A 23,859-nucleotide genomic window follows, 5' to 3' on the forward strand; every position below is an offset into this window, starting at 1 on the left:
CGGGTCACCAGGTGACGGGCAGCGCCTCGACGCCGTACACGAGCCCGCCGTCCTTGAAGGACAGCTCCTCGAACGGGACGGCGAGCCGCAGTCCGGGCAGCCGGCGGTAGAGGGTGCGGAAGACGACCTCCAGCTCCAGCCGGGCCAGCTCCGACCCGAGGCACAGGTGGCGGCCGTGGCCGAAGGCCAGGTGCTTGCGGGACCCGCGGGTGATGTCGAGCTCGTCGGGGCGCTCGAACGCCTCGGGGTCCCGGTTGGCGGCGGCGGTGAGCGGGAAGACGCCCTCGCCCTCCCGCACCGGCGTGCCGGAGATCGTCAGGTCGGTGCGCGCGACGCGCGCCGTGGTGAGGTCGGTGACGCTGAGGTAGCGCAGCAGCTCCTCGACGGCCTGCGGCGCGAGGTCGGGGTCGCCGCGCAGCAGGTCGAGCTGGTCCGGGTGGCGCAGCAGCGCGAGCGTGCCCACCGCGATCATGCTGGCGGTGCTCTCGTGCCCGCCGTTGAACAGCAGCCGCGTCAGGTGGACGAGCTCGTCGAAGTCGTCCTCGCGCGGGAACGCGCCGGTGAGCTTGGAGACGAGGTCGTCGCCGGGGTCGTCGTACTTGGCGGCGACCAGGTCGCGGAAGTAGGCGTCCAGCTGGTTGACCGCCTCCTTGCGCTCGGCGGCCGTGGCCGTCCCGCCGAACATGGTGCGGGTGCGCACGTGGAGGAAGTCCTTGTCGCGCGGCGGGATGCCCAGCAGCTCCATGATCACCGAGATGGTGATCGGCAGGGCGAAGCCGGCGAGCAGGTCGCACGGCGGGCCCGCGTCGGCCAGCGCGGCCACCTGCCCGTCCACGATCTCCTCGACGCGGGGCCGCAGCAGCTTGACGCGCCGGACGGTGAAGTCCTTGGCGACGCGCTTGCGGTAGTCGGTGTGCCGGGGCGGATCCATGCCGAGCAGGGACGAGTTGAGCGTGAAGTCCTTGGGGATCGGGAACGGCGCGGGGAACCCCGGGCGGCCCCGGTCGTTGCCGAGCCGCTCGTCGTTCAGGGCCTCGCGGACCTCCGCGTACCGGGTGACCACCCAGGTCGGCTCGCCCGCCGACCGCGGGACCCGGGTGAGGCCCGGCGCCTCGCGGCACTCGCGGTGCCGGTCGGGCGGGGCGAACGGGCCGGGGCGGCGCCAGGGGAAGGGCGCGCCGCGCGCCTCGGCCTCGTGCGGGTGCTCCTGGTCGGGCATGTGCTCGTGGTCAGGCATGGTCTTCTCCTGAGGTGAGGGTGGCGGCGAATCTCGCGAGCGTCTCGCCGGGGCTCGGGCCGTCGATGGCCGCGCGGATGCGCCCGGCGGCCTCGCCGTGCCGCGCCAGCTCGACGTGGGCCAGTTCCACACGGGTCGACCCGGGCCCGCGCGGGGTGAAGGTCACCTCGACGCGGCTGGCCCGCTCGTCGCCGTCGATGGGACGGAAGGCGCCGTCGATGCGCCACGTCAGCACGAGGCGGCGCGGCGGGTCCCAGGCGAGCACCCGGCCCCAGTCGAGCTCGGAGCCGTCGGTGGAACGCTCGTACCAGCGGCCGCCCACCCGGGGTTCGAAGATCACCCGTTCCCGCCGGGCGACCAGCACGTGGCTCTCCGGCCACCAGTCGGTGGGCCGGCGGGTGAAGTGCGCGAAGGCCCGGTCCGCCGGCACGGAGACGTCGACGGACTTGCGGACGGGAGGGACCGTGGTGGAGGTCGCTGACTGGCTCGCATCCATGGCCCCAATCTCGCCCGCGTCCGTCGACGTCCTGTCGGGATGCTGTCGAGGCGGGGTCAGCCGCGCGCGGCCCGCTCCTCGTCCGGGCGGATCCTCGGGACGGCGAGGGCGGCGGCCACGCCCAGCAGCGGGAACAGCGCCGAGACCAGCAGGGCGCGGTCGAAGCCCTCGGCGAGGGCCCGGGTGGTGACGTGGGCGCCGTGCGCGACGTCGGAGGTGTGCGCGGCCGCGACGACGGCGAGGATGCCGAGCCCGAGCGCGCCGCCGACCTGGCGGCTGGTGTTGAGCAGCCCGGAGACGAGGCCCTGCTCGCGGTAGCCGACCTCGGACGTGCCCGCGACGGTCATCGACGCCGACACCAGGCCCTGGCCGATGCCGAGGACGAGCGTCGGGCCGAACAGGTCGGTCAGGAAACCGGCGCCGGCTCCGGCGCGCGACAGCCAGGCCAGGCCGGCCGCCGACAGCAGCAACCCGGCCACCAGCAGGGGGCGAGGGCCGACCTTCGGCACCAGCGGGGCGATGCCGCGCGCCGCCGCGACGATGCCGAGGGACAGCGGCAGGTAGGCGAACCCGGTCTCCAGGGGGCTGTAGCCGAGGACGAGCTGGAGCAGCAGGGTGAACAGGAAGAACGTCCCCCACAGAGCCGCGGTGCTGGTGAACGCGACCAGGTTGGCCACCGTCACCGAGCGGTTGCGGAAGATGCCGAGCGGCACCAGCGGGTGGCTCCTCCGGCGGGCCTCGTTCACCGCGAACAGGGCCAGGAGGACGACGGCCACACCCAGGCTCGCGACGATCTGCGGCGAGTCCCAGCCCTCCTTCTCGGACCGGACGATGCCGTACACGAGCAGGATCAGCCCGGCCGTGATGGCGAGGGCGCCGGGCAGGTCCATCCGCCGGTCGTCGTCCTCCTTGCGGGACTCGGTGACCGCGTACACCGCGCCCACCGTCAGCAGGACGCCGACGGGGACGTTGACGAGCAGGATCCAGCGCCAGGAGAGCCACTCGGTGATGGCCCCGCCGACGAGCGCGCCGATCGCGCCGCCTCCCGCGGCGACCGCCCCCCAGAGCCCGAACGCCCGGGCGCGACGCTCCCGGTCGGTGAAGGTGGTGCCGAGGACGGTGAGCGTCGCCGGCGCCATGATGGCCGCGCCCAGTCCCTGGACGCCCCGCGCGGCGAGCAGCGAGGCCGGGTTCCAGGCCAGGCCGCCGGCCAGGCTCGCGAGCGTGAAAACGGCGATGCCGCCGAGGAAGACCCGGCGCCGCCCGTAGATGTCGGCGAGCCGTCCGCCGAGCAGCAGGAAACCCGCGAACACGATGGTGTACGCGTTGATGATCCATTGCAGCGAGTCGGTCCGGAAGTGCAGCGCGGTCTTGATCGAGGGCAGCGCGACGTTCATCACCGAGGCGTCCAGCACCACCAGGAACTGGCCGGCGCAGCAGACGGCGAGGACGAGCCCGAGCCGCTCCGACGTGCCCTTCTCGGCAACCGTCGTTTCTGTCGTCACCGAGGATCACTCCTCTTCGGTCGACGAGGCGTTCTCTGACGTCGCGCTTGATAACCGAGCGCCGAAGGCGGAAACGCGTTCGCACCGACCGCGGAGTACTCCTTTCGATACCCCCGCTCGGACCGGAAGGAGCATGCGGCGGTCGACGTTCGGGTCCCATTCCCCACCGAACGACGATGGCGCGGTTAGAAAGCGTCTTCCTGGCAAAAAGCGGCGAATGCCGTGAATAACCGCGAACAGATCGACGGAGGGCGAAACTCAGATGCTCCGCTTCAAGCTGCTCGGCCCGCTGGAGGTCGTGGGCGGCGGCGGATCGGCGTTCGCACCGACCGCGCCGCGCGTGCTGAACACGCTCGCGCTGCTGCTGGTGCGCGCGGACCGCGTCGTGCCGCTCGACACGATCATCGAGGAGCTGTGGGGCGATGACCCGCCGCGCAGCGCGGCCCGCACCGCCCAGACGTACGTGTACCAGATCCGGCGCTGGCTGACGGCCGAGGCGACGCCCGAGCGGGACGGTGACGGGGACAGGGACGTCCTGCTCACCCGCCCGCCCGGCTACATGCTGGGGGTCTCCCCCGAGCAGCTGGACCTCAGCCGGTTCGACCGGCTGCTCGCCAGGGGCCGCGGGCTGCTGCAGGACGGCCGCTCCGCCGAGGCCGTGGAGCCGCTGTGCGACGCGCTCGACCTCTGGACCGGTCCCCCGCTGGCCAACGTCGAGCTCGGCCGGGTGCTGGAGAGCCACGCGGCGGCGCTGGACGAGCACCGAGCGCACGCGCTGAACCTGCGCATCGAGGCCGACCTGCGGCTCGGCCGGCACCGCGAGCTCATCGGCGAGCTGCGCTCACTGGTCGCCCTCAAGCCGTACGACGAGTGGTACCACGCTCTCCTGGTGTGCGCGTTGGCACGTTCCGGGCGCCGCTACGACGCGCTGGAGGCCTTTCACTCGGCCCGCACCATCCTCGCCGAGGATCTCGGGCTCAGCCCGTCTCCCGAACTCAACGAGGTGCACGCCGCCGTCCTGCAGGGCGAGCAGCCCAGGACGCCGCTGACGTGCACGGCGCCCAAGGCGGCGACGGCCCCCGGGCCGGCGCCGGCCGCGACCGCCGTGCCGAATCCGCGGGCCCCGCGAAACGCCGGGCACCCGCCCGCGCAGACCGTCCGCTGACGGGAACGCGACCCCGCGGCACGACTCCCGCAACACGACTCAAGGAAGGACGCAGCATGCCGACCACCGCGCCGACCACCGTCGCGCCCGCCGAACTGCGGGCCGACATCGACAACTTCTACGCCTGGCACATGCAGCTCCTCGACGCCGGAAGGGTCGAGGAGTGGGCGGGCGCCTTCACCTCCGACGGCGTGTTCGACGCCCAGGGCCATCCCGAACCCGTCCGCGGGCGGGAGAACATCCGGTCGGCGTCCCGAGCCGTCGCCGACAAGCTCGCCGAGGCGGGGATCGTCCGGCGCCACTGGCTCGGGATGAGCCACATCTCCCCCGGGGACGGGAGCGTCCGGGTCGTCAGCTACGCCCTGGTGTTCCAGTCGAGCAAGGAGAAGGGGACCCTTCTGCACGCGAGCACGACCTGCGAGGACATTCTGGTTCCGGACGGCGGTTCCTGGCTGATCCGGGAGCGGGTCGTCCGGGTCGACGGGATCTCCTGACCGGCGATTCCCCGATCATCGGGAAAGGCGCGCGAAAGAGCCGGTGGCCCGCACGGGCCACCGGCTCTTTCGCACGCAGGGATCCTCAGGATCCGAGATCTACACCGTCTCCCCGATCCTGGCGTTGACGAAGTCCAGGTATTCCCGCGGCGTCTTCAGCTCGGCGGTCTCCTCCTCGGGCAGTTCGATGCCGAGCATGCGCTCGACCTGCGCGGTGGTCTCCATGACGGCCAGCGAGTCGTAGCCCAGCTCGGAGAACGGCACCTCCAGCAGGTCGGCCGGATCGTCGAGGTTCTCCGCCTCGCCCGCCGCCGCGCGCAGGGCGTTCTTCAGGTCGTCCAGGGTCAGTTCCTTCACTTTCCGCTCCTCTCGTTCTCCGCGTACCGCTTGGCGGCGCGCAGGGTCGCCCTGCTGTTGGCGCCGAGCGTTTCGCGGATCTTCTCGCGCACCGCCGGCAGGTCCATCCCGCCGGCGGCCGGTCCCGGCAGCGCCTCCGGGTCGATGACGACCGTGTGCCGGGACGTGACGCGCACCGCGCCGCCCCCGGCGTCCTCGAACAGCCACTCGCCGTTGTGCGTGCGCATGACCGGCGGCGTCGTGGTCTGCTTGTAGACGATGCGCTCGCCGGGCACGCACACCCGGCCGGACGCGGTGGTGTGCGCGGAGCCGTCCGGCGACCGGGTGTCCATCTCCATGAACTGGAGGCCGGGCTCGTCCTCGGTCAGGGCGACGCGCAGCACGTGCGGAAGCCTCTCGGGCCACCGGTCGCACTCGTTGACGAAGTCGTACGCCGCCTCCAGCGGTCCGTGGACGAGCTCGCCGTCGCTGAACTCCAGGGTCAGGCCGTCGCCGTCGCCGTCGCCGATCTCCGCCGCGCGCCTGAGCGCGTCCAGCTCCGCGGTGCTGTTGCCCTCGACGGCCCGGTCGATGAGTGCGAGGGCGTCCGGGTCGTCGTCCACGGCGGCGTAGTCGTGGATCAGGGCGACGCTGGAGCCGCCGTCCCCGTCCGGCGTGATCCGCCAGGTCCCGCGCATCTCGGCGACCGGGGCGCTCGGCTCGGCCTGCGCGAACTCGACGGTCCGCGCGCCGGCGTCGAGGGCGCGCCGCGACACCCAGGTGCGGAGCGCGCCGTTGGCGAGCGCCCAGATCCGGATGCGCTCCGCCCGGTCGTCGCCGGACACGCGGACGGCGTGCACGGTCGGCGGGAAATGCACCGGCCAGGACGTCACGTCCGCCACGATCCGGTAGACCGCGTCCGGCGGCGCCGCGATCCGCGTGGTGTGCTCGGTGTGCCGGATGGTCGCCGCGGTGTCTTCTCGCAGGGTCATACGCCGCTCCTCAGAAGTTGCCGAGCCCGCCGCAGACGTTGATCGCCTGGGCCGTGACCGCGCCGGTGTCGGGACCGGCCAGGTAGGCGACCATCGCGGCGACCTCCTCGGGCGTGGTGTAGCGGCCCAGCGGGATCTTCGCCTCGAACCGGGCCAGCACCTCGCCCTCGGTGACGTCCCAGTAGCCGGCGTAGCCGCGCCGGATGTTCTCCGCCATGGGCGTCTCGACGTAGCCGGGGCAGACGGCGTTGACGGTGACGCCGCTCTTGGCCAGTTCCAGGCCGAGCGCCTTGGTGAAGCCGACGACGCCGTGCTTGGACGCCGAGTACGGCGCTCCGAGGACGACGCCCTGCTTGCCCGCCGTGGACGCGATGTTGATGACGCGTCCCCACCCGGCGTCCTTGAGACCGGATGCCAAGAACGCGCGCGTCACGCGGAAGACGCTGGTCAGGTTGGTGGCGATGACGTCGTCCCACAGTTCGTCGGGGATCTCGGCGGTCTGCCCGCCGCCGCCCCTGCCGACGTTGTTGACCAGGACGTTGACCCGTCCCGCCGCGTTGGCCTCCTCGACCACGGAACGGACCTGGCCGGCGTCGCGGACGTCGCAGGGGGCGCCGTCCACGTCGCCGCCCGCGTCCCGCAGCTCCTTGATCGTTCCGGCGACGGCGTCGGCGTCGCGCGCGCAGATGAACACCCGCGCGCCCTCGCCGGCCAGCCGCTCGGCGACCGCGCGGCCGATGCCGCTGGTCGCCCCGCTCACGAAGGCGTGGCGGTCGCGCTGCTCGCTCATCGTCCCTTCTCCTTCCCATCGGCGTCCGGTTGCCCGGGCGGTAGCGCCGCCCGGATGACCCCGGCCAGTTCGGCGGGGGTCGGGTTGTCCATGACCGCGGTGGTCGGCAGCTCGATCCCCAGCTCGCGGTTGACGCGGTTGCGCAGGTCCACGCTGAGCAGGGAGTCGAAGCCGAGTTCCTTGAACGCGTCGTCCGGTCCGACGCCGCCGGGCTCGGGGTACCCGAGGATCTCCCCGGCGGTGTCGCACACGGCCGCGGTCAGGACGCGTTCCAGGTCGTCGCCGGACGCGCCGCGCACGCGCTCGGCCAGGCCGTCGCCCGACGCCTCCTCCGGCCGGGCCGGCTCGGGTTCGTCGCCGACGAGGTCGGCGAGCATCGGGACGGTGCCCGGCCGCACCTCGCGGACGTCCAGGTTCACCGGGACCAGGTGGTCGCGCGACGCCCGCAGCGCCGCGTCGAACAGGGCGAGCCCGCGTTCGGCGGGCAGCGGCGCGATCCCCGTGCGGCGCAGCCTGCCGACCTGGTCGTCCGACAGGTGCCCGGTCATGCCGCCGCGCTCGTCCCACAGGCCCCAGGAGAGCGAGACGGCGGGCAGCCCCTCGGCGCGCCGCCGCTGCGCCAGGGCGTCCAGCCAGGTGTTGGCGGCGGCGTAGTTGGACTGCCCGGGCGCGCCGAGCACGCCGACCGCCGAGGAGAACGTCACGAACGCCGTCAGGTCCATCTCCCGGGTCAGCTCGTGCAGGTGCCAGGCGGCATCCACCTTGGGGCTCAGGACGGCGTCCAGGCGTTCACCCGTCAGCGTCGCGGCCAGGCCGTCGTCCAGGACCCCGGCGGCGTGCACCACGGCGGCCGGCGGGTGCTCGGACAGCAGGCGGGCCACGGCGTCGCGGTCGGCGGTGTCGCAGGCGGGGAAGGCGACCTCGGCGCCGAGGCCGGTCAACTCGGCTTCGAGCGCGGGGACGACGTCGGCGGAGCGTCCGCGGCGGCCCGCCAGGACGAGCCTGCGCACGCCGTGCTCGCGGACGAGGTGCCGCGCCAGCAGGGCGCCCAGCGTCCCCGTGCCGCCGGTGATGAGGACCGTTCCGCCGGGCGCGAAGGGCGCCGGGGGCGGGACGGCCAGGACGAGCTTGCCGACGTGCTCGGCGTGCCGCAGGGTCCGCAGCGCCTCGGGCGCCCGCCGCACGTCGTGGACCTGGAGCGGGAGGGGCCGCAGCGCGCCGTCCTCGTGCAGGGCGAGCACGGTCCGCAGGACCTCGCCGACCCGTTCGGGCTCGACGCTGAGCAGGTCGTACGCGGCGTACCGCACCTGGGGGTGTTCGGCCTCCACCGCGCCGGGGTCGCGGAGGTCGGTCTTGCCGATCTCCACGAAGCGGCCGCCGGGGCGCAGCACGCGCAGCGAGGCGTCCACGGTCTCGCGGGCCAGCGAGTTGAGGACGACGTCGACGCGTCCCCGGAACCGCTCCTCGAACGCCACGTCGCGCGAGGAGGCGATGTGGTCCTCGTCGAGGCCGAGCCCGCGCAGGACGTGCTGCTTGCGCGGGCCGGCGGTGGCGTACACCTCGGCGCCCAGGTGCCGCGCGAGGTGGAGGGCGGCCAGCCCCACGCCGCCGGTCGCCGCGTGGATCAGCACGCTCTCCCCGCGCCGCAGCTCGGCGATCTCGACCAGGCACTGGTAGGCGGTGGCGAAGACGATCGGCACCGACGCGGCGCGGGTGAACGTCCAGCCGGGCGGCATCGGGACGACCTGGCGGGCGTCGGCGACCGCGACGGGACCGTGGGACCGCTCGAACACGCCCGTGACCCGGTCCCCCGGGCGGAGCGCGGTGACGCCGGGTCCGGTCTCGGTGACGATCCCGGCTCCTTCGCTGCCCATGGTCCGTTCGGTGGAGACCAGGCGCAGGGCGACGGCGATGTCGCGGAAGTTGAGTCCGGAGGCGCGGACGGCGATGCGGACCTCGCCCTCGCCGAGCGGCCTTCCGGCCTCGGGGGCGGGGACGAGCGCCAGGTCGCGCAGCGAGCCCCGGCGGGTGACGTCCAGCCGCCAGGCGGTCCCGTCCGGCGGGGTGAGGTCGTCGTCGCCGGGCCGGGCCAGCCGGGGCGCGTACAAGCGGCCCCGCCTGACCGCCAGTTCGGATTCTCCGGTCGCGAGCGCCTTGGGCAGCGCCTGTTCGGAGAGCCGGTCGCCGTCTCCGTCGATCAGGACGAGGCGGCCCTGCCGTTCGGCGCGGACCGAGCGCACGAGCCCGGTCACCACCGCCTGGGGCAGCCCTGAAACCTCGTCGCCCGGGAGGACGCGTTGCGCGTTCCTGGTGATGACGACGACGGCGTCGGAATCTGGGGTCTTCTGGAGCTCGTCCAGGACGGCACGTGCGGCGCGGTGAGCGTCGTCCGGCATGAGGCCGTCCAGGTCGGGGACGCGCACGACGTGCACCTCGGACGCGTCGCCGTCCGGCTCGTCCGTCACCTCACGCCATTGAGTCCCATAAAGGTCGCCGGACGCGTCCTCGGCGAGCGGCCGCAGGTCGAGCGACTCGACGGCGGCGACCATGCGTCCTTCGGCGTCGGCGGCCTCCAGACTCACCGTCCCGTCGCCGTCGCGGCTCAGCCGCACGCGCAGCGCGGACGTGTCGGCGGGACGGCAGGTGACGCCCTTCCAGACGAACGGCACCTCCGGCGGTCCCTCACCGGGCAGGAGCAGCGGGTGCAGGGCCGCGTCCAGCAGCGCGGGATGGACGCGGTGCGCGCCCCGGTCCTGCTCGGAGACGACCTCGGCGTAGACGTCGTCACCGTCCCGCCAGGCACGGCGCAGACCGCGGAAGGCCGGGCCGTAGGCGTAGCCGCGTTCGGCGAGCCTGTCGTAGGCGCCGTCCAGGGACACCGGTTCCGCGCCGGGCGGCGGCCACTCCTCGGCGCGCCCCGCGGGCTCGGCGTCGTCCTCCAGGCTTCCGGTGGCGTGCCGCGTCCAGTCGCCCCCGTCGCCGGGGCGCGACTCGATGACGACCGACAGGTCCGCGCCGGCCAGCAGCCGGACCTCGACCTCCTCGGAGGCGGGAACGGTCAGCGGGCGTTCCAGCACCAGCTCGCGCAGGCGCCCGTGGCCGACCCGCGCGCCCGCCGAACAGGCCATCTCGACCTGGGCGGTCCCCGGCAGCAGGATCGCCCCGGCGACCTCGTGGTCGGCGAGCCACGGGTGCCGCGCGACGGACAGCCGGCCGGTGCGCAGGAGCCCGCCGCCGGGCAGTTCCACCTCGACGTCCAGCAGCGGATGCCCTGCCTTCGCCGCACCCGCGACGCCCGCCGCGCCCCCGGTCCCGGCGGACCGCCAGTACCGCTGGGGCTCGAACGCGTAGGTCGGCATCGGCACGATCCGGCCCTCGGGGACGAACGCGCCCCAGTCCACCGGCATCCCGTCGACGTAGGCGGCGGCGACGCAGGTGAGGAACTGCGCGAGCCCGCCGTCGTCGCGCCTCAGCGTGCCGAGGACGGTCACCTCCCCGTCGCCCGCCGTGCCGGCGATCGCGCGGGCCAGCACGGGATGAGGGCTGACCTCGACGAACCGCGTATGCCCGGCGTCGACGAGCCCGCGCACCGCGTCCCGGAACCGCACGGTTCCGCGGATGTTGTCGAACCAGTAGTGCTCGTCCATCGTCCGGTCGAGCGGCCCGCCGGTCAGCGTGGACCACAGCGGGACGTCCGGGGCGGCCGGTGCCAGCCCGGCCAGGTCGGCGAGGAGCGGGTCGCGCATCGGTTCCATCGCCTCGGTGTGGGAGGCGTAGTCCACGTCCACGCACCGGGCGTCGACGCCCTCGTCCTGGAGCCGGGCGACGAACTCGTCGAGCGCGCCGGCGTCCCCGGCGACGACGGTGGAGGACGGCCCGTTCACCGCCGCCGTCCACACCCGGCCGGGCAGTTCGATCTCATCGGCGGGCAGCGGCACCGAGGCCATGCCGCCGCTGCCCGCGACCTTCCGCAGCGCCCGGCTGCGCAGGCACACCACCTTGGCGGCGTCGTCCAGCGACAGGGCCCCGGACACGCAGGCCGCCGCGATCTCGCCCTGCGAGTGCCCGACCACCGCCCCCGGACGCACCCCGGCCGACTCCCACAGGCGGGCGAGCGACACCATGACGGCGAACAGCGCCGGCTGGACGACGTCCACCCTGTCCAGCGGGTCGTTCTCCAGCACGTCCGCGAGCGACCAGTCGCAGTGCTCCGACAGGGCCCGCTCGCACTCGGCCATCCGCTCGCGGAACACCGGGGACTCGCGCAGCAGCTCCAGGGCCATGCCCCGCCACTGCGCCCCCTGGCCGGGGAACACGAACACCGGATCGGAGGCGTCGCGCGCCTGGGCCCGGACCAGGGCGGGCGACCGGTAGCCGCGCACGGCCGCCGGCACCTTGCCCTCGCCCGCCAGCGTCTCCAGGCCGTCCATGAGGTCGTCGCGGGTGTCCCCGACCACGGCGGCGCGCCACCGCATCGGCGTGCGGGCCGCCAGCGTCCGGGCGATGTCGGCCAGCTGCTCCTCCGGATGCGCGGCCATGAACTCGCGGGCCCGTCCGGCCTGCGCGCGCAGCGCCGTGTCGGTGCGCGCCGACAGCGGCAGCGCGAAGGCGGCGGGACGGTCCGGCTCTCCGGCGGGCCGGTCCTGCCGTCCGAGCGGCCCGGCCTCTTCGACGATGATGTGCGCGTTGGTGCCGCTGATGCCGAACGAGGAGACGGCGGCGCGGCGGGGGCGGTCCGCGCGCGGCCACGGCACCGGCTCGGTCAGCAGGGCCAGGCCGCTGGCGTCCCAGTCGACGTGCGGGGACGGCGCGCGCAGGTGCAGCGTGCGGGGCAGCCGCCCGGCGCGCAGCGCCTCCACCATCTTGATCAGGCCGCCGACGCCCGCGGCCGCCTGCGCGTGCCCGATGTTGGACTTGAGCGAGCCCAGCCGGACCGGGTCGCCTCCGGCGCGGGCGGCGCCGTAGGTGCGGGCCAGGGCGCCCGCCTCGATCGGGTCGCCCAGCGCGGTCCCGGTTCCGTGCGCCTCGACGGCGTCCACGTCGGCGGGGCCGATACCGGCGCGGTCCAGCGCGTCGCGGATGACCTGCTCCTGGGCGGTGCCGTTCGGTGCGGTGAGCCCGTTGCTGGCCCCGTCCTGGTTGACGGCGCTGCCGCGCAGGACGGCCAGGACGGGACGTCCCGCCCGCCGGGCGTCGCCCAGGCGCTGCAGGACGACCAGCCCGGCGCCCTCGGCCCAGGCCGTCCCGTCGGCGTCGGCGGAGAACGCCTTGCAGCGGCCGTCGGCGGCGAGCCCCTGCTGGCGGCCGAAGTCCAGGAACATGCCGGGGGTCGCCAGTACCGTCACGCCTCCGGCGAGCGCGGTGTCGCACTCGCCCTGCCGGATCGCCTGCGCGGCCATGTGCACGCTGACCAGGGACGCCGAGCACGCGGTGTCGACGGTGACGGCGGGACCGCGAAGCCCGAGGACGTAGGCGATGCGTCCGGAGGCGACGCTGGGGGTGGTGCCGGTGAGCCGGTGGCCGCGGGTGCCGTCCTCGGGTTCGGCGAGGCGCGGGCCGTAGTCCTGCGCGGTGGCGCCGACGAAGACGCCGGTACGGCTGCCGCGCAGGGTGTCACGGTCCAGCCCCGCCCGCTCGAACGCCTCCCACGCGGTCTCCAGCAGCAGGCGCTGCTGCGGGTCGATCCCCGCGGCCTCGCGCGGCGAGATCCCGAAGAACGCGGCGTCGAACTCGGCGGCGCCGTCGAGGAACCCGCCCATGGCGGGGCCCTCCCGCAGCTCGTCGAGATCCCAGTCCCGGTCGTCCGGGAACGGCCCGATCGCGTCGGTTCCGGCGTCCACCAGCCGCCAGAGATCCTCCGGCGAGCGCACGCCGCCCGGATAGCGGCAGCCCATCGCGACGACCGCGATGTCGTCCTCCCGCTCGCCGGACGCGTCGCGCTGCCCGGGCCGGGCGACGGGGGGACGGGGCGCGGCGGGACGGGCCGCGGGTTCCGTCCGCAGGGCGTCGGCCAGTTCCGCGGCGGTGGGATGGTCGAAGAGCAGGGAACCGGGCAGGTCCCGGCCGAGGGCGGCGGCGAGGCGGTCGCGGATCACGACGGCCATCCGCGAGTCGACGCCCAGTTCGCGGAACGGCACGTCGGGGCCGGCCTCCGCGCCGGTCCCGAGCACCTGTTCGAGGGTCTCGGCCACCAGCCGCCGGGTGTCGGCGTCCGGCGCCGCCGGAGCCGGTTCGTCGTCGGCGGTGTCGAGCCAGTGCCGGTCGCGCTGGAACGCGTACGTCGGCAGGTCGACCGGGCGGGCGCCCGTCCCGAAGAAGGCGCGCCAGGCGACCCGGCCACCGGCCAGGTGGACACCGGCCAGGGCCGTCACCACGCCCTGCACCTCGTCCTGCTCGCCGGGCATGCAGGGCAGGGCGGTCACGGCGGGATCGGAGACGTTCGCCGGCAGCAGGTCGGTGAGCGCGGTGCCCGGGCCGGCCTCCACGAACCGCCGCGCGCCCAGGGCGTGCAGTGTCCTGAGGGCCTCGCCGAACCGGACGGTCCTGCGCGCGTTGGCGGCCCAGTGTTCGGGGTCCGCGAGCCGGTCGGCGTCCGTCCGCGTGCCCGTCACCGAGGAGACGACGGCCGGGCCCCCGTCCGGCCGCCGCCAGTCGAGCCCGGCGGCCACGGAGCGCAGGTCGTCCAGCAGCGGTTCGACGAGCGGCGAATGGACGGCGCGTCCGATGCGCAGCCGCTTCGTGCGCCGCCCGGAACCGGCGAAGCGCTCGGCGACCGCGGTCACGACCGCCTCCTCCCCCGAGATCACCACCGAGCGGGGGCCGTTCACGGCGGCGACGTCGGCGTGGTCCGGACGGTCCGCGAGCGCGGCGCGGGCCTCGTCCTCGCCCGCCTCGACCGCGACCGCGAGGCCGGGCGGCAGCCCTGCGAACAGCCGTCCCCGCGCCGCGACGAACTCGGCCGCGTCGGCGAGCGGGAGCACCCCGGCGACATGCGCGGCGGTGATCTCGCCGAGGGAGTGGCCCGCGACGGCCTCGGGCCGGACGCCCCACGACTCCAGCAGGCGGAAGAGCGCGACCTCGACCGCGAACACGGCGGGCTGCACCAGCTCCTGGCGGTCCTGCCGGTCGTTCCACATCGCCTCGGTGATCGGAGCGCCGATCGCCGGCTCCAGCGCGGCGCCGACCTCGTCGAGCGCCCGCGCGAACGCCGGATACGTCTCGTACAGGTCGCGGCCCATGCCCGCGCGCTGCACGCCCTGGCCCGGGAACACCAGTGCGGTGCGGCCGTCGCGCCGCCTGACCCGGACGGCTCCGGGCGCGTCGCGCCCCGCCGCGAGGGCGCGCAGGCCCGCCAGGTGGTCGCCGGTCACGACGGCGCCGTGCTCGAACGCGGTCCGCGAGAGCGCGAGCGCGCAGCCGACGTCCCAGAGGTCGGGTCCCGTCTCGGCCAGGTCGGCGAGCCTCCCGGCCTGGGCGCGCAGCGCCCGCTCGGATCGTCCGCTCACCACCCACGGGACGGGCCCGCGGGACGGCGCCGATGCGGAGGCGCCCCCGGCGCCGGCGCGCGGCGGCCCGGCGAGGACGAGGTGGCAGTTGGAGCCGCCGAGGCCGAACGCCGAGACGCCCGCGACCCGCTCCCCGCCCGGCCAGTCGCCGGGACGGTCGTGGACCCGCAGGTTCAGGCCCGCGAGGTCGATCTCAGGGTTGGGGGCGACGAAGTTCGGCGTCCCGGGGAGCCGCCCGCGCGACAGTCCGGCGGCCGTCTTGACGAGCCCGGCGATCCCGGCCGCGGCTTCCAGATGGCCGATGTTCGACTTCACCGACCCCACCAGCAGCGGCTCGTCCGGCGGACGCGCGGCGCCGAGCACCCGGCCCAGCGCGGCCGCCTCCACCGGGTCGCCGCGCCGCGTCCCGGTGCCGTGCAGCTCCACGTACCGGACCGCGCCCGGATCCACGCCGGCCCGCTCGCAGGCGAGCCGCAGGACCTCTTCCTGCGCCTCGGCACTGGGCGCGGTCAGACCGGGCGTGGCGCCGTCGTTGTTGACCGCGCCGCCGAGGATCACGCAGTGCACGCGGTCGCCGTCGCGCAGCGCCGCGTCGAGCGGCTTGAGCACGACCGCGCCCCCGCCCTCGCCGCACACGAAACCGTTGGCCTCCGCGTCGAAGGGACGGCAATGCCCGTCCGGTGACAGCGCGCCCAGCTCCCGCAGCGCCTCGTGGCTCTCCCGCGCCAGGTTCACCTGCACGCCGCCCGCGACGGCCAGCTCGCAGTCGCCGTCCCGCAGGCTCTGCGCCGCCTGGTACACCGCCACCAGGGAGGACGACTGGGCGGTGTCGACGGTGACGCTGGGGCCGCGCAGGCCGAACACGTGCGACACGCGTCCGGAGATGAAACCGCGGCGCGTTCCGGTCAGCGTGAAAGGCGACGCTTCGGCGTCGCCCCTGCGGGCCTGGAGGAGCCCGTAGTCATCGGCCATCGCGCCGACGAAGACGCCCGTACGGCCCCCGCGCAGCGAGGCGGGCAGGACGCGGGCGTCCTCCAGCGCCTCCCAGGTGAGTTCGAGCATCAGGCGCTGCTGCGGGTCGAGTTCGGCGGCCTCCCGCGACGGGATCCCGAAGAACGCGGCGTCGAAGCCGTCCACCCGGTCGAGGAAGCCGCCGCGGCCGGGCGCGCCCTCGCGGCCCTCGGGGGCCGGGCGGATCGCCTCGTCGCCCCGCCACAGCAGCGACCAGAACTCCTCCAGGCCCGGGCCCCCGGGGACGCGGGCGGACATGCCGATGACGGCGATGGGGGTGCTCATTGCGGTTCCAGCTCCTCCGACGTCTGGCGAGATCGGGCCCGGCGGCGGGCCCCGGGGTCAACGGCGCGTCAGCACCCGTTCGGTCGCCGACCGCACGGCGTCGCGCTCGGCGCCGTCGCCGCGGCGGTCGGGCGACATCGCGATCACCTGGCTGCGGCCGGCCGCGACGCGGGGATGGCGGCGGGCGAGCATCGTGAGGCTCTGCCCCGGGCCGGTCTCCACGAGCAGGTGGTCGCCGTCGTCCAGGAGCCGGTCCAGCGCCCCGGCGAAACGGACGGTCCGGGCCGGCTGCCCGATCCAGAAGGACGGGTCGCACGCCCGCTCGGCGGTCAGCGGCGCGGCGTCGTAGGCCGAGTACAGCCGCACGGCGGGCGGCCGCAGGGTGACGCCGGTCCAGCGGTCACCGGCCTGGGCGGACGCCGCCTCCACGAGCGGACTGTGGAAGGCCTGCCGGGCGGGGACGCGCCGGACCGTCCTCCCGTCGGCCCTGAGCCTGGACATGGCCCGCCGGAGCGGCGCCTCCGCCCCGGCGAGCAGCAACTGCCGCGGCGCGTTGACGGCCGCCAGGTGGACGTCCTCGCCGAGCAGGGGCTCCACGTCCCGCACCGAGGCCGCCACCGCCAGCATCCCGCCCGGCTCGGTCGCGGCCAGCTCCGGGAGCCGCTCCATCATCAGCCGCATGCCGTCGGCGAAGTCGAAGACCTCGGCGAGCGCGCCGGCCACCATCTCGCCGGCCGAGTGGCCGAGCAGCGCGTCCGGCCGCCCGCATCGGTCCACCAGCGTCCGCCCGAGCGCGTACCCGACCGCGTACAGCAGCGGCTGCGCCACCGTGACGTCGTCGAACTCCGGCGGCGGCCGCTCGGCGAGCCACTGCGCGCGCACGTGCGGACCGCGCGGCCCCATGAGCTCGAACGCCTCGTCCATCGTGCGGGTGAAGGAGGGGACGGTGCCGTACAGGGACGCCGCCATCCGCGGATGCTGCGCCCCCTGGCCGGGGATCAGCAGCGCGATCGGCAGCGGGCGTCCGGCGCCGGCGGAGCGGTCGCCTGTCATGCCGCCTGTCCCTGTCATGCCACCCGCCCCTGTCCTTCCATCTGCCCGAGTCATGCCCCCATGTCTAGGCCGCCCGCGTCGAGGCTCGGCCTAGGGTCATTCGGGCTCGGCGGTGCGGGAGGGCCGGGACGACCTGTCCTCGACAGCTTCCTGACGGGCGGTTGCGATCCTCGCGGCATGGAGTACGAGGACATCCACGTGACGGGAATCGGCCGTCACCTGCCCGACGCGATCGAGATCGCGGACGCGGAGGCACGGGGCCTGTGCGCCCGCAAGGACGTCTGGCGCACCGGCATCGAAGCCGTGTGCGTCGCGGAGGAGGCCCCACCGGACATGGCCGCGGCCGCCGCGCGGCGCGCCCTCTCGGACGCCGGCGCGAAGCCGTCCGACATCGAGCTGATCCTGCACGCCAGCGTCCACTACCAGGGCCACGACCTGTGGGCGGCCGCCTCGTACGTGCAGCGCGAGGCGGTCGGCAACACCTGCCCCGCCGTCGAGGTGAACCAGCAGTCCAACGGCGGCATGGCGGCGATCGAGCTGGCCGCCGCGTTCCTGGCGTCGAGACCCGGGGGCCGCGGGGCGCTGGTGTCCACCGGCGACCGGTTCGCCCCGCCGGGCTTCGACCGCTGGCGCACGGACCCGGGAACGATCTGCGGCGACGGCGGCACCGCGATGGTCCTGTCGCGCGGCGGGACTCCGCGGGACGGGCGGGGCGCCCTCAGGCTGCGCAGCGCGGTCTCCGTCTCGGACCCGGACCTGGAGAGGCTCGGCCGGGGCGCGCGGCCGTTCGCGGACGCGCCGCTGGAGGCGGCCCGCCCGATCGACGCCGAGACCCCGCGCGAACAGGCGGTCTCCGAACTCGGGTTCGCCGAGGTCCTGCGGCGGCTGCAGGAGGGGCAGGCGCGCGCCGTCGAGGACGCCCTGTCCGAGGCCGGCGTCAAGCAGGCCGACGTGGACTGGTTCGTCCTGCCCCATCTGGGCCTGCCGAAGATGAACGTGCAGTTCTTCGAGCCGCTCGGGATCGAGCGGGAGCGCACGACCTGGGACTGGGGGCGCCGGATCGGCCACCTCGGCGCCGGGGACCAGATCGCCGGGCTCGGCGAGCTCGTCGAGTCCGGCCGCCTCGCACCCGGGCAGCGGTGCCTGCTCGCCGGGGTCGGCGCGGGCTTCACCTACTCCGCGGCCGTCGTGGAGCGGACGCGGGACGCGGCGGGCTGAGACCCTCGGAGTCCCAGCGCGGCCCGGGCCGCCGCTCCGCCTCCCGCGGAGCGGCGGCCTCCTTCCCGCCGGGGCCCTCGTGCGCCCCGTGCTCCACGAGCACGGCGACGAGCGCCGCCAGCTCCCGCTCGTCCAGACGGCCCTTCACGATCTCGAAGTCGGCGCTCATCGCTGCCCGCTCCCCCACCGGACGGTGCTCACTGCGGCTGGTTGCCGTGCTTGCGGCCGGGACGGGGCACGTACTTGTCGGCGAGCATGTCCAGCGCGTCGACGATCCGGGCGCGCGTCTCGGCCGGGTCGATCACCTCGTCCACCAGGCCGCGCTCGGCGGCGTGGAAGGGCCCCATCAGCTCCCGCCGGTAGTCCTCGACCCGGGCCCGGCGCTCGGCCTCGGGGTCGTCGGCGGCGGCGATCTCCCGCCGGTACACCACGTTCACGGCGGCCTCGGCGCCCATCACGGCGATCTCGTTCGTCGGCCAGGCGAGGGACACGTCCGCGCCGATCGACCGCGAGTCCATCACGATGTAGGCGCCGCCGTACGCCTTGCGCAGGACGAGCTGCACGCGGGGCACGGTCGCGTCGCAGTAGGCGTAGAGCAGCTTGGCGCCGTGCCGGATGATCCCCCCGTGCTCCTGGTCGACCCCGGGCAGGAAGCCCGGAACGTCGACCAGCGTCACGAGCGGAATGTTGAACGCGTCGCAGAACTGGACGAACCGGGAGGCCTTCTCCGCGGCCGTGATGTCCAGGACCCCGGCCGTCTCCGCGGGCTGGTTGGCCACCACCCCGGTGACCCTGCCCGCGAACCGGACGAACGCGCACACCACGGTCGTGCCCCACATCTCGTGGATCTCGAACGTCTCGCCGTCGTCGACGATCTCCTCGATGACCGCGCGCACGTCGTAGGCGGCCTTGGGATCGACGGGCACCATGTCGCGCAGCGCCGGGCAGGGCCGGTCCGGCGGGTCGTCGGTGGGCTGCTCGGGCGCGAACCGGGTGTTGTCGGCCGGCAGCAGCGTCAGCAGGTGGCGCACGTCGGCGAGGCACTCCTCCTCGTCCTCGTACATCGCCTCGGCCACGCCGGTCCGCGACGCGTGCACCTCGGCGCCGCCCAGCTCCTCATGAGTGATCGTCTCGCCGGTGACGGCGCCCACCACGTCCGGGCCGGTGATGAACATCTGCGCGGTGTCGCGCACCATGAAGACGAAGTCGGTGAGCGACGGCGAGTACGCCGCCCCGCCCGCGCACGGGCCCAGCATCACGCTGATCTGCGGGATCACTCCGGAGTTGCGGACGTTGCGCCGGAAGATGCCGCCGTACCCGGCGAGCGCGGTCACGCCCTCCTGGATGCGGGCGCCCGCCCCGTCGCACAGCCCGACCAGCGGCGCGCCCGCCCTGGCCGCCAGATCCATGATCTTGTGGATCTTGCCGGCGTGCGCCTCGCCGAGGCTGCCGCCGAAGACGCGGAAGTCGTGGGCGTAGGCGAACACCCGCCGTCCCCCGACCAGGCCCCAGCCGACGACGACCCCGTCCGTCGGCGGGCGCCTGCGCTCCATGCCGAAGCCCTGCGCGCGGTGCCGCCGGAACGTCTCGATCTCGGTGAAGGTGCCCTCGTCGAACAGCAGGTCGAGCCGTTCGCGCACGGTCAGCTTCCCTTTGGACTTCTGCGCCTGGGTGGCCCTGTCGCCGCCGACCTCGGCGGCGGCCCGGCGCTCGGCCTCCAGCCGGGCCACGCGATCCCGCATCTCAGACACTTCCATAACCTCCGTCGGCGAAGACCAGCGGTTTGGCGTCCCGGAGGCAGCCCGCCGCCACCACCAGCCCCACGACCACGCGGTGGTCGCCGAGCTCGGCGGCGTCCACCATCCGGCAGTCGACGAAGCCCGCCGCCTCGGCGAGCACGGGCGAGCCGGTCGCCGCGGTCACGACCTCCTGCCCGGCGAACCGGTCCACGCCGGGCGCCGCGAACCGGCGCGCGAGGGGCTCCTGGTCGGCGCACAGGAAGCTCACCGCGAAACAGCCCGCCCGTTCCACCACCGGCCACGTCCGCGAACCGCACCCGATGCAGAACAGGACGAGCGGCGGTTCCAGCGAGACCGAGGTGAACGAGTTCATCGTCGTTCCGGTGGGACCGTCCCCCGAGTCGGCGGCGGCCACCGTCACTCCCGTGGCGAAGCCGCGCATCACCGAGCGGAACTTGCTGGCCTCCACGGGCTGGATCTGGCGAAGCACGGCGCTCCCTCCGCTGGGCGAACGGTCGCCGACAACGTAGGCCGCCCGCGTCGAGCCCGGTTCGCGTCCCGTCAGAGCCCGCCTCTAGGGCTTGGTGCGGGGCGGATCGATGAGCCCTGCGAGGGCCGCGCGGTTGACCGCGTCGAGCCGCGATCCCGCGCCGAGCTTGGCGAAGATGTTGCGCAGGTGGCGCTTGACCGTGGCCTCGGTGAGCGAGAGCCGGTTCGCGATCTGCCGGTTGGTCAGCGCCCGCGCGGTGAGTTCGAGCACCTGCCGCTCCCGCTCGGTCAGCTGGACCGGCTGCGCCCCGTCGTCCTCGGGAAGGCTGCGCCGCGAGACGCTGAGCACGATGCGCTCGGGGTCCTCCACCGCCTGGATCGCCGCGACCAGTTCGTTGCGCGACACCGTCTTCAGCAGGTAGCCGCGGATGCCCGCCTCCAGAAGCGCGCGCAGCAGTTCGGGCCCCTCCTGCATGCTGAGGATGATGACCTTGGTGGCCGGCGAGTGCCGCCGGATGCGCCGCACCGTGGTGACGGGGTCCTGGCCGGAACCCCCGACCTCCAGCAGGACGACGTCGGGCCGCAGGTCGGCGACGACCGTCAGGGCCTCGTCGCCGTTGCCCGCCTCGCCGACCACCTTCAGACGGTCGTCCTCTTCGAGGATCTCCCGCACGCCCTGCCGGACGAGGGTGTGGCTGTCGACGATCAGAATGGTCCGCAGCGTCAAGACCGCCCCCGGAATGCGGCGGGCTCGCGTTCCGGGCGAGGGCGGCGCTTCACTAAGCATCCGGCGGCATGCTCTTTCGGCCATTCGCTCATGAAGGCTCCGATCGGCGCGGTCTGGTCGCAGTCCGAGTCCGGATGCGGCCGCCCGCCACCCATCCCACCGTATTGCGAAATTCAATCTTCAACCGACTGGAGAAACACGCCCCGTTGCCCGTCTGCGAGGCAACGGTAACACGCACCGATCTGGTCCGCCACCCGCCGATCGCCATTCCGATTCCGGCCCGGATACCGGTCGGCGCGGCCTTCTGAACGGCCGACTTCTCCGCGGCCGGCCCTCTCGCCAAACTCCCGCCCGCAGTCGACGGTCCCGGGCGCGGCGGCGCCTCGGCACGGGTCGCCCGGACGCCCGGCCGACCCCGTCTCGGGATGCGGGGCCCGCGCGACCGCCGCCTCATCGCCACCAGCACGCCCACCACCTGCCGGAACGCCGGTCAGCACCCTGAATGGGCGCCTCTCGACCCGGATCCCTCGCTCATCTCACCAAGGCACCTGTTGCCAATTCTGGCCTCGTCAATCATCCATCCGGAAACCGATCACGGGTCACAGGATGGCCTCGACAGTGCGCACCGCGTGACATCTCGCAGACTAACGAACGTCCATCGCCGGCCGGGGTTCCCCTCCAAGAGCCTCGATTGCCACTCCGGACACTGAAATCCTGTAAGTCCCGCACCCCTCTTCGCGGACGTTTCCCCTTGCGCGAAGTGACGGCATCCGGTAATACCGCCTACCGCTGCGGCCGCGGCCCTCACGTCCTCCGCGGGGCCCCCGATAAAGATCGAAATTCTCCGGCCGGCGCGCGTGATCCCAGGAGGGCGCCGCACCTGGGATCACGGGGGTCCGGACGGCGGGACCGCCCGGGGGGTTCAGCTGCCCGTCGCCCACAGGTCTGGGCCGAAGACCTCGTAGTGAACGCGTTCGTCCGAGACTCCGGCGCCGGCCAGTCCGCGCCGGATCTCGCGCATGAACGGGATCGGCCCGCACATGAAGACGCGGGCCTTGCGCGGCAGCGGCAGTCGGGTGACGTCGATCCGGCCGGGCCGGACGTCCTGGTCCTCTTCCCCGCCTGTGTCCTCGTACCAGGTCAGCTGCTGGAAATCGGTCATCCTGGCGCCCGCTTCGGCGATCTGCCGCCGCAGCGCGTGGGTGCGGGCGCTCCGGTCGGCGTGCACGGCCAGGACGCGGCGGCCCGGCTGCTCAGCCGCCAGGTGGTCGATCATCGCGGCGACCGGGGTGATGCCGATCCCCGCGCTGATCAGGACGAGGGGATCGCCGTCGTCCTCCATCACCACGTCGCCGAACGGCGGGGACATCTCGACGACGTCGCCGACGGCGACGTTCTCGAACAGGAACGTCGAGACGGCGCCGTCGGGGGCGGTGGTGTCGCCGCGCACGCGCCGCAGGGTGATCTGGACGGTGTCCCCGGTCGCTCGCGACAGCGTGTACTGGCGGGGCTGGCGCAGCCCGTCCGGCAGCGTGACCGCGAGAGAGACGTACTGGCCCGGCCGGTGCGCGGGCACCCTGCCGCCGTCGGCGGGGGCGAGGACGAGGGAGACGGTGTCCTCGGCCTCGTCCCGCCGCTCGGTGACCCGCCACGGCCGGAACGGCGCCGCCGGGTCGCAGGCGGCGTCCCGGTACAGGCGTGCCTCCTCCGCGATCAGCAGCGTCGCGAAGAGCCAGTACACCTCGGACCAGGCCGCGTGCACCCGCGGTGTCACCGCGTCGCCGAGCACCTTGGCGACCGCGTCCATCAGGTGCCGGCCCACGATCGTGTACTGCTCGGGGCGGATGCCGAGCGAGGCGTGCTTGTGCGCGATCCGCGAGAGGATCTGCTGGAAGGGGATGGCCGACTCCTCCGTCACCAGGTGCTCGGCGAACGCGGCCACCGAGCCGGCCAGTGCCCGCCGCTGCTCGCCGTTGGCCTGGTTGCCCTGGTTGAACAGGTGCCGCAACTCGGGGTGGGCGGCGAACATCGCGGTGTAGAACTCTCCGGTGATCGCGGTGCCGTTGGCGGTGACGGCGGGCAGCGTGGCCCGCACGATCTCGGCGTGGTCGGACGAGAGCATCAGCAACCTTCCTCTGCGGGGGTCGGCGCGCCGGCGGACGCCGGCGGCGCCAGGGAGAGCAGGACCGGTCCGGTCGGATCGGCCACCAGCTCACGCAGTCGCACCTGGTCCAGCGACGCCAGGAAGGCCTCCTGCGCCGCCCGCAGCGCCCCGCGCAGGCGGCAGCCGCCGCGCAGCGGGCAGGGCGGGCTGTCGCACTCGACCGCTTCGCCGGGTCCTTCCAGTACGCGGACGATCTCGCCGACCGGGAGGTCGGTCACCCCGTCGGCGAGGACGACGCCGCCTCCGCGGCCGCGGGTCGTGCTGACGTACCCGTCCCTGCGGAGCCGCTGGACGATCTTCGCCATGTGCTGCGGCGCGACCCGCAGGCGCTCGGCCATCTCGGCGGCGGACCGCCGCTCGTTCCGCGCGCCCAGCAGCATCAGCACGCGCAGGGCCAGGTCGGTCGACTGGGTCAGGTGCACGGCTTGATCATAGTTTTAATCGGAATCACAAAGTCTGATTTAGCTCTGTGGGGATCGCCACAGGCCCGGCCGTGTACGTCGTGACGTGCGGCGGTACCGCGGGTGCGCGTCACCGCCGTCCCCGGCCGGCCCACCTCCCCTGGTTTCGGTCGGATCCGCGAGGCGGATTCGGGCATCCGGAGCCGGGTAGGGGACCGGCGCGAGAGTCACGGCGGGGGAAATCGCGAATCA

Annotated in this window: 17 protein-coding genes; 3 read left to right on the plus strand and 14 right to left on the minus strand. The window is 74.3% G+C overall.

Annotation, left to right across the window (positions count from 1 at the left end; genetic code table 11):
- Nucleotides 1–4: 4 nt before the first annotated feature.
- The 3 genes from AB0H37_RS26535 to AB0H37_RS26545 are packed head-to-tail and all read right to left on the minus strand — an operon-like array spanning nucleotide 5 to nucleotide 3,238.
- Nucleotides 5–1,237: a cytochrome P450 gene (locus AB0H37_RS26535; RefSeq protein WP_179835415.1), complete on the minus strand. Its 1,233-nt coding sequence runs from the start codon at nucleotides 1,235–1,237 to the stop codon at nucleotides 5–7.
- Nucleotides 1,230–1,733, minus strand: a complete 504-nt coding sequence (locus AB0H37_RS26540) for an SRPBCC family protein (protein ID WP_179835416.1) — start codon at nucleotides 1,731–1,733, stop codon at nucleotides 1,230–1,232. Before AB0H37_RS26540 ends, AB0H37_RS26535 begins: the two co-directional genes overlap by 8 nt.
- A gap of 56 nt (nucleotides 1,734–1,789) precedes the next feature.
- Nucleotides 1,790–3,238, minus strand: a complete 1,449-nt coding sequence (locus tag AB0H37_RS26545; RefSeq protein ID WP_360615936.1) for an MFS transporter — start codon at nucleotides 3,236–3,238, stop codon at nucleotides 1,790–1,792.
- 262 nt (nucleotides 3,239–3,500) lie between these two features.
- Between AB0H37_RS26545 and AB0H37_RS26550 the strand changes: the two genes are divergently transcribed.
- Entirely contained in the window at nucleotides 3,501–4,403 is a 903-nt protein-coding gene (locus tag AB0H37_RS26550; RefSeq protein WP_329089819.1) for an AfsR/SARP family transcriptional regulator, read from the plus strand.
- A 56-nt stretch (nucleotides 4,404–4,459) separates the two neighbouring features.
- Nucleotides 4,460–4,897 carry a nuclear transport factor 2 family protein gene (locus tag AB0H37_RS26555; protein ID WP_329089817.1) on the plus strand — a complete coding sequence of 146 codons (438 nt, stop codon included), beginning with the start codon at nucleotides 4,460–4,462 and terminating at the stop codon, nucleotides 4,895–4,897.
- 99 nt (nucleotides 4,898–4,996) lie between these two features.
- On the opposite strand, the gene AB0H37_RS26560 is transcribed toward AB0H37_RS26555, so the two are convergent.
- The 5 genes from AB0H37_RS26560 to AB0H37_RS26580 are packed head-to-tail and all read right to left on the minus strand — an operon-like array spanning nucleotide 4,997 to nucleotide 16,869.
- On the minus strand, nucleotides 4,997–5,254 hold the full coding sequence (locus tag AB0H37_RS26560; protein ID WP_329089815.1) for an acyl carrier protein: 258 nt from the start codon (nucleotides 5,252–5,254) through the stop codon (nucleotides 4,997–4,999).
- A complete protein-coding gene (locus AB0H37_RS26565; protein WP_360615939.1) occupies nucleotides 5,251–6,225 on the minus strand; it encodes an aromatase/cyclase in 975 nt (324 codons plus the stop codon). The genes AB0H37_RS26560 and AB0H37_RS26565 overlap by 4 nt, the downstream gene beginning before the upstream one ends.
- A gap of 10 nt (nucleotides 6,226–6,235) precedes the next feature.
- Nucleotides 6,236–7,015, minus strand: coding sequence for an SDR family NAD(P)-dependent oxidoreductase (locus tag AB0H37_RS26570; protein ID WP_329089811.1), 780 nt, complete (start codon nucleotides 7,013–7,015; stop codon nucleotides 6,236–6,238).
- On the minus strand, nucleotides 7,012–15,816 hold the full coding sequence (locus AB0H37_RS26575; protein WP_360615941.1) for a type I polyketide synthase: 8,805 nt from the start codon (nucleotides 15,814–15,816) through the stop codon (nucleotides 7,012–7,014). The genes AB0H37_RS26570 and AB0H37_RS26575 overlap by 4 nt, the downstream gene beginning before the upstream one ends.
- Before the next feature lie 57 nt (nucleotides 15,817–15,873).
- Nucleotides 15,874–16,869, minus strand: a complete 996-nt coding sequence (locus AB0H37_RS26580) for an acyltransferase domain-containing protein (RefSeq protein ID WP_360615943.1) — start codon at nucleotides 16,867–16,869, stop codon at nucleotides 15,874–15,876.
- A 177-nt stretch (nucleotides 16,870–17,046) separates the two neighbouring features.
- Between AB0H37_RS26580 and AB0H37_RS26585 the strand changes: the two genes are divergently transcribed.
- Nucleotides 17,047–18,087: a ketoacyl-ACP synthase III family protein gene (locus AB0H37_RS26585; RefSeq protein WP_360615945.1), complete on the plus strand. Its 1,041-nt coding sequence runs from the start codon at nucleotides 17,047–17,049 to the stop codon at nucleotides 18,085–18,087.
- Here AB0H37_RS26585 and AB0H37_RS26590 read toward each other — a convergent pair.
- The 6 genes from AB0H37_RS26590 to AB0H37_RS26615 form a co-directional block, all read right to left on the minus strand.
- Nucleotides 18,038–18,256 (minus strand): hypothetical protein, encoded by a 219-nt coding sequence (locus AB0H37_RS26590; protein ID WP_179835426.1) that lies wholly within the window; start codon nucleotides 18,254–18,256, stop codon nucleotides 18,038–18,040. The genes AB0H37_RS26585 and AB0H37_RS26590 overlap by 50 nt on opposite strands.
- Before the next feature lie 28 nt (nucleotides 18,257–18,284).
- Nucleotides 18,285–19,829 (minus strand): acyl-CoA carboxylase subunit beta, encoded by a 1,545-nt coding sequence (locus AB0H37_RS26595; RefSeq protein WP_329089802.1) that lies wholly within the window; start codon nucleotides 19,827–19,829, stop codon nucleotides 18,285–18,287.
- A gap of 1 nt (nucleotide 19,830) precedes the next feature.
- Nucleotides 19,831–20,316, minus strand: coding sequence for a flavin reductase family protein (locus AB0H37_RS26600; protein WP_329089800.1), 486 nt, complete (start codon nucleotides 20,314–20,316; stop codon nucleotides 19,831–19,833).
- An 84-nt stretch (nucleotides 20,317–20,400) separates the two neighbouring features.
- The gene (locus AB0H37_RS26605; RefSeq protein WP_229810753.1) at nucleotides 20,401–21,042 is read right to left on the minus strand and encodes a response regulator transcription factor; all 642 of its coding nucleotides are present in this window, start codon (nucleotides 21,040–21,042) and stop codon (nucleotides 20,401–20,403) included.
- A gap of 922 nt (nucleotides 21,043–21,964) precedes the next feature.
- Nucleotides 21,965–23,164: a globin domain-containing protein gene (locus AB0H37_RS26610; RefSeq protein ID WP_360615948.1), complete on the minus strand. Its 1,200-nt coding sequence runs from the start codon at nucleotides 23,162–23,164 to the stop codon at nucleotides 21,965–21,967.
- Nucleotides 23,164–23,628 carry an Rrf2 family transcriptional regulator gene (locus AB0H37_RS26615; RefSeq protein ID WP_360615950.1) on the minus strand — a complete coding sequence of 155 codons (465 nt, stop codon included), beginning with the start codon at nucleotides 23,626–23,628 and terminating at the stop codon, nucleotides 23,164–23,166. Before AB0H37_RS26615 ends, AB0H37_RS26610 begins: the two co-directional genes overlap by 1 nt.
- Nucleotides 23,629–23,859 lie beyond the last annotated feature (231 nt).

The organism is Actinomadura sp. NPDC023710 (assembly GCF_040639875.1).
Classification (GTDB): Bacteria; Actinomycetota; Actinomycetes; order Streptosporangiales; family Streptosporangiaceae; genus Spirillospora; species Spirillospora citrea.